This window comes from Pseudomonas sp. Kh14, from assembly GCF_900291005.1.
In the GTDB taxonomy this organism is placed as follows: Bacteria; Pseudomonadota; Gammaproteobacteria; order Pseudomonadales; family Pseudomonadaceae; genus Aquipseudomonas; species Aquipseudomonas alloputida.
The window spans coordinates 1-246 of sequence record NZ_OLKJ01000240.1 but is presented as its reverse complement, the minus strand read 5'-3'; the positions used below and the strand labels follow the sequence as shown (position 1 = coordinate 246).

Annotated in this window: 1 pseudogene; it reads left to right on the top strand. The window is 68.7% G+C overall.

The annotated features are described in order from the left end of the window. Positions 1–246: pseudogene (locus tag FQ668_RS27975) on the top strand (hypothetical protein); the annotation flags it as partial.

Genomic DNA, 246 nt, shown 5'->3' with positions numbered 1-246 from the left:
ATGCTGCGCCGCGCGCGCATCACCCGCGTGCTGGGCATCACCATCGAAGACGCCGAAGTCGAGCGCATCCTGCGCGCGCTGGGCATGCAGGTGGTGGACGCTGGCGAAGGCTGGCAGGTCACCGCGCCGAGCCGCCGCTTCGACATCGCCATCGAAGAAGACCTGATCGAGGAGCTGGCCCGGATCCACGGTTATGAGCAGATCCCGACCACGCTGCCGGGTGGCGCATCGCGTGTCGCGATGCCG